Source organism: Streptomyces sp. ISL-11 (assembly GCF_018614525.1).
In the GTDB taxonomy this organism is placed as follows: Bacteria; Actinomycetota; Actinomycetes; order Streptomycetales; family Streptomycetaceae; genus Streptomyces.
This window is the reverse complement of the sequence record NZ_JAGGOL010000059.1, coordinates 1-7,049: the sequence shown is the minus strand read 5'-3', so window position 1 is coordinate 7,049 and position 7,049 is coordinate 1. Positions and strand designations below refer to the sequence as shown.

The window sequence follows — 7,049 nt, the reverse complement described above, 5'->3', positions numbered from 1 at the left end:
CACGGTGTCGACGCCCACGAACGCGTCCCCCAGGTCGGGCTCACCGCGGCCGCCGCCCTGGTCGTCCACAGCGCCATGGACGGCGTCGCCATCGGCGCGGCCTTCCAGGTGGACACCAGCATGGCCGTCGCCGTGGCCGTCGCGGTCATCGCCCACGACTTCGCCGACGGCTTCAACACCTACACGATCGCCGACCTCTACGGGAACCGGCGCAACCGCGTCCTGCTGATGCTCGGCGCCGACGCCCTGGCACCCGTCGTCGGCGCCGCCTCGACGCTGCTCTTCACCCTTCCGGAGCAATTCCTCGGCATCTACCTCGGCTTCTTCGGCGGAGTGCTGCTCTACCTCGCCACCTCCGACATCCTGCCCGAGGCCCACCACGAGCACCCCGCCCGCTCCACGCTGGCCTGCACGATCGCCGGGGTGGCGTTCATCTGGCTCGTCGTGGGCCTGTCGAGCTGACGTCACGGGCGCGGCAGCCCGGCCACGAAGCGCTCCGCGGTGCCGGGCGCGCCCGCCCAGTGGACGTGCAGGTACGAGGCGTGCACACCGCCCTTGACGAAGCCCTCGACCCGGCGTTCCGGATGCGTGAACCCCCAGGCGGGGGTGGCGCCCGCGCCCGGGTCGATCACCGTGCGGTGGAACTCGTGGCCGCGCACGCGCGTGCCGGCGGGCGCGAGGACGTTGTCGGCGATCGCGACGGCCTCCCGGTAGCCGAGCGTGAGCCGGCCGGACATCCGGGCCTCACCGGGCAGTACACCGCACATCGGCCTGCCGTCGAGGGAGTCCGAGAGGTACAGCAGCCCGGCGCACTCGGCGGCGAGCGGAGCGCCGGACTCCGCGAGGGCGGCGACGGCCTTCCGCAGCGGCTCGTTGGCGGACAGCTCCGGCGCGTACATCTCCGGGAAGCCGCCGCCGATGACGAGACCGGCGGTGCCGTCCGGCAGGGCCTCGTCGCGGAGGGGGTCGAAGGTGACGACCTCCGCGCCCGCCGCGGTGAGGAGCTCGGTGTGCTCGGCGTACGAGAAGGTGAACGCGGGACCGCCGGCCACGGCGACGACGGGGCGGGCCGAGGGCACTTCGAGGCCGTCTTCCGGGAACGGCTCCCCGCAGGCGTCCCCGGCCGCGCTCCACGCCTCACCGGGCACCGGCGGCGCGCTGTGGGCCAGCGCCAGCAGCGCCTTCAGGTCGCAGCCCGCGCGCACGTGCTCCGCCTGCGCGGCCACCGCCTCCAACGCGTCGGCCCGGCGCTCGGCCACCGGGATCAGCCCGAGGTGCCGGCTCGGCGTGTCGACCGGACGAGCCCGCCGCACGGCGCCCAGCACCGCCACCCCCGACTCCTCCAGCGCCTCCCGCAGCAGCGCCTCGTGGCGGTCCGAGCCGACCTTGTTGAGGATCACGCCCGCGACCCGCACCTCCGGGTCCCACGACGCGAAGCCGTGCACCAGGGCCGCCACCGAACGCGACTGCGACGACGCGTCCACGACCAGCACCACCGGTGCCCGCAGCAGCTTCGCCACATGGGCCGTCGACGCCAGCTCGCCCTGGCCGCTCGCCCCGTCGTACAGGCCCATCACGCCCTCGACGACGGCGATGTCGCAGCCCGCGGCCCCGTGCAGGAACAGCGGGGCGATCCGCTCGGGCCCGCACAGATACGCGTCGAGGTTGCGGCCCGGCCGGCCCGTCGCCAGCGCGTGGTAACCCGGATCGATGTAGTCCGGGCCGACCTTGTGCGGGGACACCGCGAGCCCGGCGTCGGCGAAGGCCCGCATCAGGCCCGTGGCGACGGTCGTCTTGCCGCTGCCCGAGGCCGGGGCCGCGATGACCAGGCGGGGGATGCGCGTACTCACCACTCGATGCCCCGCTGGCCCTTCTGACCGGCGTCCATCGGGTGCTTGACCTTGGACATGTCCGTGACCAGATCGGCGAAGTCCACCAGCGCCTGCGGCGCGTTGCGGCCCGTGATCACGACGTGCTGGGTGCCCGGCCGGTCCCGCAGCACCGAGATCACCTCGTCGGTGTCGATCCAGCCCCAGTGCATCGGATAGGCGAACTCGTCCAGCACGTAGAGCTTGTACCGCTCCGCCGCCAGGTCACGCTTGACCTGCTCCCAGCCCTCGCGCGCCTTCTCCTCGTTGCTGAGCTCGCCGTCCTTGGCGTCGCGCTGGATCCACGACCAGCCCTCGCCCATCTTGTGCCAGTCGACGGACCCGCCCTCGCCCGAGGCGCCGAGCACCCGCAGCGCGTTCTCCTCGCCGACCTTCCACTTCGCCGACTTCACGAACTGGAACACCCCGATGGGCCAGCCCTGGTTCCACGCCCGCAGCGCCAGCCCGAACGCCGCCGTCGACTTGCCCTTGCCGATGCCGGTGTGGACGAAGACGAGCGGCCGGTTGCGGCGCTGACGCGTGGTGAGCCCGTCGTCGGGAACGACGGTCGGCTGTCCCTGTGGCATTACGCGGCCCTCCTGGAGTTCGTGTTCCGTACGGTACGTACGAGCGCGGAGACGCTGTCCGCACGCAGTTCGTCGAGCGTGACCACCGGTCCGCGCAGCTCGCGGCCCAGCTCGCCCGCCAGCCCGAGCCGCACCGGCCCCGACTCGCAGTCCACCACCACCGACGCCGTGCCCTCGCCCGCCAGCAGCCGCGCCGCGCGCGCCGCCCGGACGAGCGGCTCCGGGCCACCGGTGGCCCGGCCGTCGGTCACCACGACGAGCAACGGGCGCCGCGACGGATCGCGCAGCCGCTCCACCCGCAGCACTTCGTGCGCCCGCAGCAGCCCCGCCGCCAGCGGCGTACGGCCACCCGTCGGCAGCCGCTCCAGCCGGGCCGCGCCCGCGTCCACCGACGACGTCGGCGGCAGCGCCAGCTCCGCGTCCGCACCCCGGAACGTGATCATGCCGATCTTGTCGCGGCGCTGGTACGCGTCGAGCAGCAGCGACAGCACCGCGCCCTTGACCGCGCCCATCCGCTTGCGCGCCGCCATCGACCCGGAGGCGTCCACGACGAACAGCACCAGGTTGCCCTCGCGGCCCTCGCGCACGGCCTCCCGCAGATCGTCCCGGCGGACGACGAGCCCCGGCCCGCTGCGGCCCCGCGCCCGCTGGTACGGTGCGGCCGCCTGCACGGTCGCCGCCAGATGGAGCTTCGACAGCGCGCCCCGGGGCCGGCGCGCCCCGGTCGTCCGGCCGTGCGCGGTACGGGCCCGCGAACGGCGCCCGTCGGCGCCCTCGCCGAGGCCGGGGACGTCGAGCTTGCGGGTGCGGAAGGGATCGGCGGCCGCGACGGCCGGGGTGTCGCCGCTCTCCGCCGCGGCGCTGCCCTGCGGTGCCTCCCGCGGCGCGGAGGGCTCCTGACCGGCGTCACCGGCCGGCTCGGACTCCTCCTGCCGCTGCCGCTGGCCGGGGAGGTCCGGGCTGTCCGGTCCGTTCGCGTCCTGCGGCGGTTGCCCACCGCCGGGCCCGTCGTCGCCCGGGCCGCCGTCACCGGGGCCGTCGTCCGGGCCCTCCGGCTCGGGCTCCGGGTCGGGCTCGGGCTCCGGCTCCTCGTCCTCGAACTGCCGCAGGATCTCGTCGAGTTTGTCCTCGTCGAGGCCGGGGGCGTCGAAGGGCGCCCGTCGCCGCCGGTGCGGCAGCGACAGCAGCGCCGCCTGCCGGACGTCCGCCGTCGTCACGTCCGTACGCCCCGCCCACGCGGCCAGCGCGGACGCGGTGCGCGCGGTGACGATGTCCGCGCGCATGCCGTCGACCTCGAAGCCGGCGCACACGGCGGCGATCCGGCGCAGGGCACCGTCACCGAGCCGCACGCTGGGCAGGAGGGCGCGCGCGGCGGCGATGCGCTCACGGAGCGCGTCCTCCTCGGCCGCCCACTTGGCGGCGAACGCCGCCGGGTCCTCGTCGTGGGCGAGCCGGCGGCGCACGACCTCGACGCGCTCGTCGGTGTCCCGGGAGGCGGCGACCTCGACCGTCAGCCCGAACCGGTCGAGGAGCTGCGGGCGCAGCTCGCCCTCCTCGGGGTTCATGGTGCCGACGAGGAGGAAGCGGGAGGCGTGACGGACGGAGACGCCCTCGCGCTCGACGGAGGAGGAGCCGGTGGCCGCCGCGTCGAGGAGCGAGTCGACCAGGTGGTCGCCCAGGAGATTGACCTCGTCGACGTACAGCACACCGCGGTGCGCGGCCGCCAGCAGACCCGGCTCGAACGCCTTGACGCCCTCGCTCAGCGCCCGCTCGATGTCGAGCGCTCCCACGAGGCGGTCCTCGGAGGCGCCGACGGGCAGCTCGACCATGCGGGCGGGGCGGCTCGCGTGCGCTCCGGTCTCGTGCGGGCCGTCCGGGCAGGTGGCGTCGGGGGCCGCCGGGTCACAGGCGAACCGGCAGCCGGCCACAGCCTCGATCGGCGGCAGCAGGGTTGCGAGGGCGCGGACCGTCGTGGTCTTCGCCGTGCCCTTCTCACCGCGGATGAGCACGCCGCCCACTGCGGGACTCACCGCGTTGAGGAGCAACGCGAGCCGTAGATCGGCCATGCCGACGATCGCGGTGAGCGGGTAGGGGGTGGTCGTCACGCGGTGATCACTCCTTCGGGTGTTTCTCGTGCGGCTTCGGCAGTGTGTTCGCCCGATTCGGGGCAGGCTGGTGTCCATATCCCCGCGCATGCGGGGATGTTCCTGCCCTTTCGCCCGCAATGGGTGGCGTTCTCGTTTGTTCCCCACGCACGCGGGGGTGCTTCGGCAGGAGTGCTCACGGCGCCCCCGGCGGTATGAACGGGTATCCGCTCGGCACCCCGCCCTCGATGAGCCGCAGCAGCGCGTCCGTGTCCGCGTGCTCCTCGATCAGATCACCGAGGCGGTCCAGCTGTTCCTCGCGCAGGGCCGCGAACGAGGTGTCCGGCGCCGGGACGAACGCCCGGCCCGCCGCGTCCGCCACCCGGCGCAGGAACGCCCGGCGGAAGCCGTCGCTCTCCAGCGAGCCGTGCCAGTGCGTGCCCCACACCGCGCCCACCCGGCAGCCGTCCAGGAAGGGTTCGCCGGCCAGCACCTCGGCCACGCCGTGGTGGATCTCGTAGCCCTCGACCCGCTCGCCCAGCGCCTCGCCGACCGGCCGCGCCAGGGTCTTCTCCACCGCGAACCGCACCCGTACGGGCAGCAGGCCCAGGCCCTCGACGACGCCCGCCCGCGACTCGACCTCGTCCTCGACGCGCTCGCCCAGCAGCTGGAAGCCCCCGCAGATGCCCAGCACCGGCCGGCCCTCCGCCGCCCGGCGCGCGAGCGCGTCCGCCAGCCCGCGCTCGCGCAGCCAGGCCAGCGCGCGGACCGTCCCGCGCGTGCCCGGGACGATCACCAGGTCGGCGTCGGCCAGTTCCTCGGCGCGGTCGACGAAGCGGACGACCACGCCCGGCTCGGACGCCAGCGCGTCCACGTCCGTGAAGTTGGACATCAGCGGCACCGCGCAGACCGCGACCCGCAGGACGTCCGCGCCGTGCGGCGGGGCCACCACCGACTCGCGCACGGCACCGCGCATCGACACGCGCAGGCCGTCCTCCTCGTCGATGCCGAGCCCGTGCGCGAACGGCAGCACGCCCACCGTCGGGCGGCCGGTGAGGTCGCGCAGCATCTCCAGGCCCGGCTCCAGGAGCGTCACATCGCCCCGGAACTTGTTGACCAGATAGCCCGCTATGTGCGCCTGGTCCTCGCGGGAGAGCAGAGCGGTCGTACCGAAGAACGATGCGAACACCCCGCCCCGGTCGATGTCACCGACCACGACGACCGGCAGCCGCGCGGCCCGCGCGATGCCCATGTTGACGATGTCGGTGCGCCGCAGGTTGATCTCGGCCGGGCTGCCGGCGCCCTCGCAGATCACCGCGTCATGGGTGCGCCGCAGCTCCTCCAGGCACTCCGTCACCGTGCCGAACAACTGCTCCTGACGCCCGGAGTGGTAGCCACGGGCGCTGAGTTCGCCCACCGGCTTGCCCATGAGGACGATCTGGCTGCTGCGGTCGCCGCCGGGCTTGAGCAGCACGGGGTTCATCAGCGCCGTCGGCTCGACGCGCGCGGCGGCCGCCTGCATGGCCTGCGCGCGGCCTATCTCGGCGCCCTCGCGGGTCACGAAGGAGTTCAACGACATGTTCTGCGCCTTGAACGGCGCGACCTTGACGCCCTTGCGGATCAGCCACCGGCAGATGCCGGCCGTCACCACGCTCTTGCCCGCGTCCGAGGTGGTCCCGGCCACCAGCAGGCCCCCGCCCAGCGGGCCGTCCGGCCCGCGCCTCGATGATGTCACCGGTTCCTCCCTCTGACGGTCGTCCTCACGGCGGTCCTCACAAGGCTGCCCAGCGCGCGGCCGCCGATCGCGGCACCCAGCGCGAGCAGCGACACACGGCGCGAGAGGCGCACCGCGCGCTCGATGTCGTCCGCGCGCACCGGCCGGTTCTCCGCGCCGAGGACGGGCCGGTGCTCGACGCGGCCCGCGTAGGCGAGGGTGCCGCCCAGGCGCACGCCGAGCGCGCCGGCGAATGCGGCCTCCACCGGGCCGGCGTTGGGGCTCGGGTGCCGGGCGGCGTCCCGCCGGGCCACCCGCCACGCGCCGCGCGGGTCGGAGCCGGCGAGCACGGTCAGGGCGGCGGTGAGCCGGGCGCCGGGCCAGCCGACGACGTCGTCGAGGCGGGCGGAGGCCCAGCCGAAGCGCCGGTGGCGCGGGGACTTGTGGCCGACCATCGCGTCCAGGGTGTTGACGGCGCGGAAGCCGACCAGGCCCGGTACGCCCGCCAGCGCGCCCCAGACGAGGGCGCCCACGACGGCGTCGGAGGTGTTCTCGGCCACGGACTCCACGACCGCGCGCGCGATCTGCTGCCCGTCCAGCGCCTGCGGGTCGCGCCCGCACAGGTGGGGCAGCCGCTCGCGGGCGACGTCGAGGTCGCCGGCGGCGAGCGCCCCGCCGATGGCCCGCGCCTCGCGGCCGAGGGACGTACCGCCCAGGACGGCCCAGGTTGCGGCGGCGGTCAGCGCGATGCCGGCGGCGGGGGAGCGGCGCAGGCCACGGGCCAGCAGCGCGGCAC

General features: G+C 75.0%; 6 protein-coding genes. 1 reads left to right on the top strand and 5 read right to left on the bottom strand.

Going from position 1 to position 7,049, the window contains the following annotated elements; translation table 11 throughout:
* Nucleotides 1-462 (top strand): ZIP family metal transporter (locus J7E86_RS14020; RefSeq protein WP_215081973.1); only part of this gene is annotated, 462 nt, incomplete at its 5' end.
* Between the two features lie 2 nt (nucleotides 463-464).
* On the opposite strand, the gene J7E86_RS14015 is transcribed toward J7E86_RS14020, so the two are convergent.
* From J7E86_RS14015 to cbiB, 5 genes are all read right to left on the bottom strand, one after another.
* Nucleotides 465-1,850: a cobyrinate a,c-diamide synthase gene (locus J7E86_RS14015; RefSeq protein WP_215081972.1), complete on the bottom strand. Its 1,386-nt coding sequence runs from the start codon at nucleotides 1,848-1,850 to the stop codon at nucleotides 465-467.
* The gene (gene cobO / locus J7E86_RS14010) at nucleotides 1,847-2,455 is read right to left on the bottom strand and encodes a cob(I)yrinic acid a,c-diamide adenosyltransferase (RefSeq protein ID WP_215081971.1); all 609 of its coding nucleotides are present in this window, start codon (nucleotides 2,453-2,455) and stop codon (nucleotides 1,847-1,849) included. Before cobO ends, J7E86_RS14015 begins: the two co-directional genes overlap by 4 nt.
* On the bottom strand, nucleotides 2,455-4,521 hold the full coding sequence (locus J7E86_RS14005; protein ID WP_251019114.1) for a putative cobaltochelatase: 2,067 nt from the start codon (nucleotides 4,519-4,521) through the stop codon (nucleotides 2,455-2,457). The genes cobO and J7E86_RS14005 overlap by 1 nt, the downstream gene beginning before the upstream one ends.
* 214 nt (nucleotides 4,522-4,735) lie before the next feature.
* Nucleotides 4,736-6,274: a cobyric acid synthase gene (locus tag J7E86_RS14000; RefSeq protein WP_308312586.1), complete on the bottom strand. Its 1,539-nt coding sequence runs from the start codon at nucleotides 6,272-6,274 to the stop codon at nucleotides 4,736-4,738.
* A partial coding sequence (gene cbiB / locus J7E86_RS13995) for an adenosylcobinamide-phosphate synthase CbiB (RefSeq protein ID WP_215081970.1) occupies nucleotides 6,271-7,049 on the bottom strand: 779 nt, incomplete at its 5' end. The genes J7E86_RS14000 and cbiB, both read right to left, overlap by 4 nt.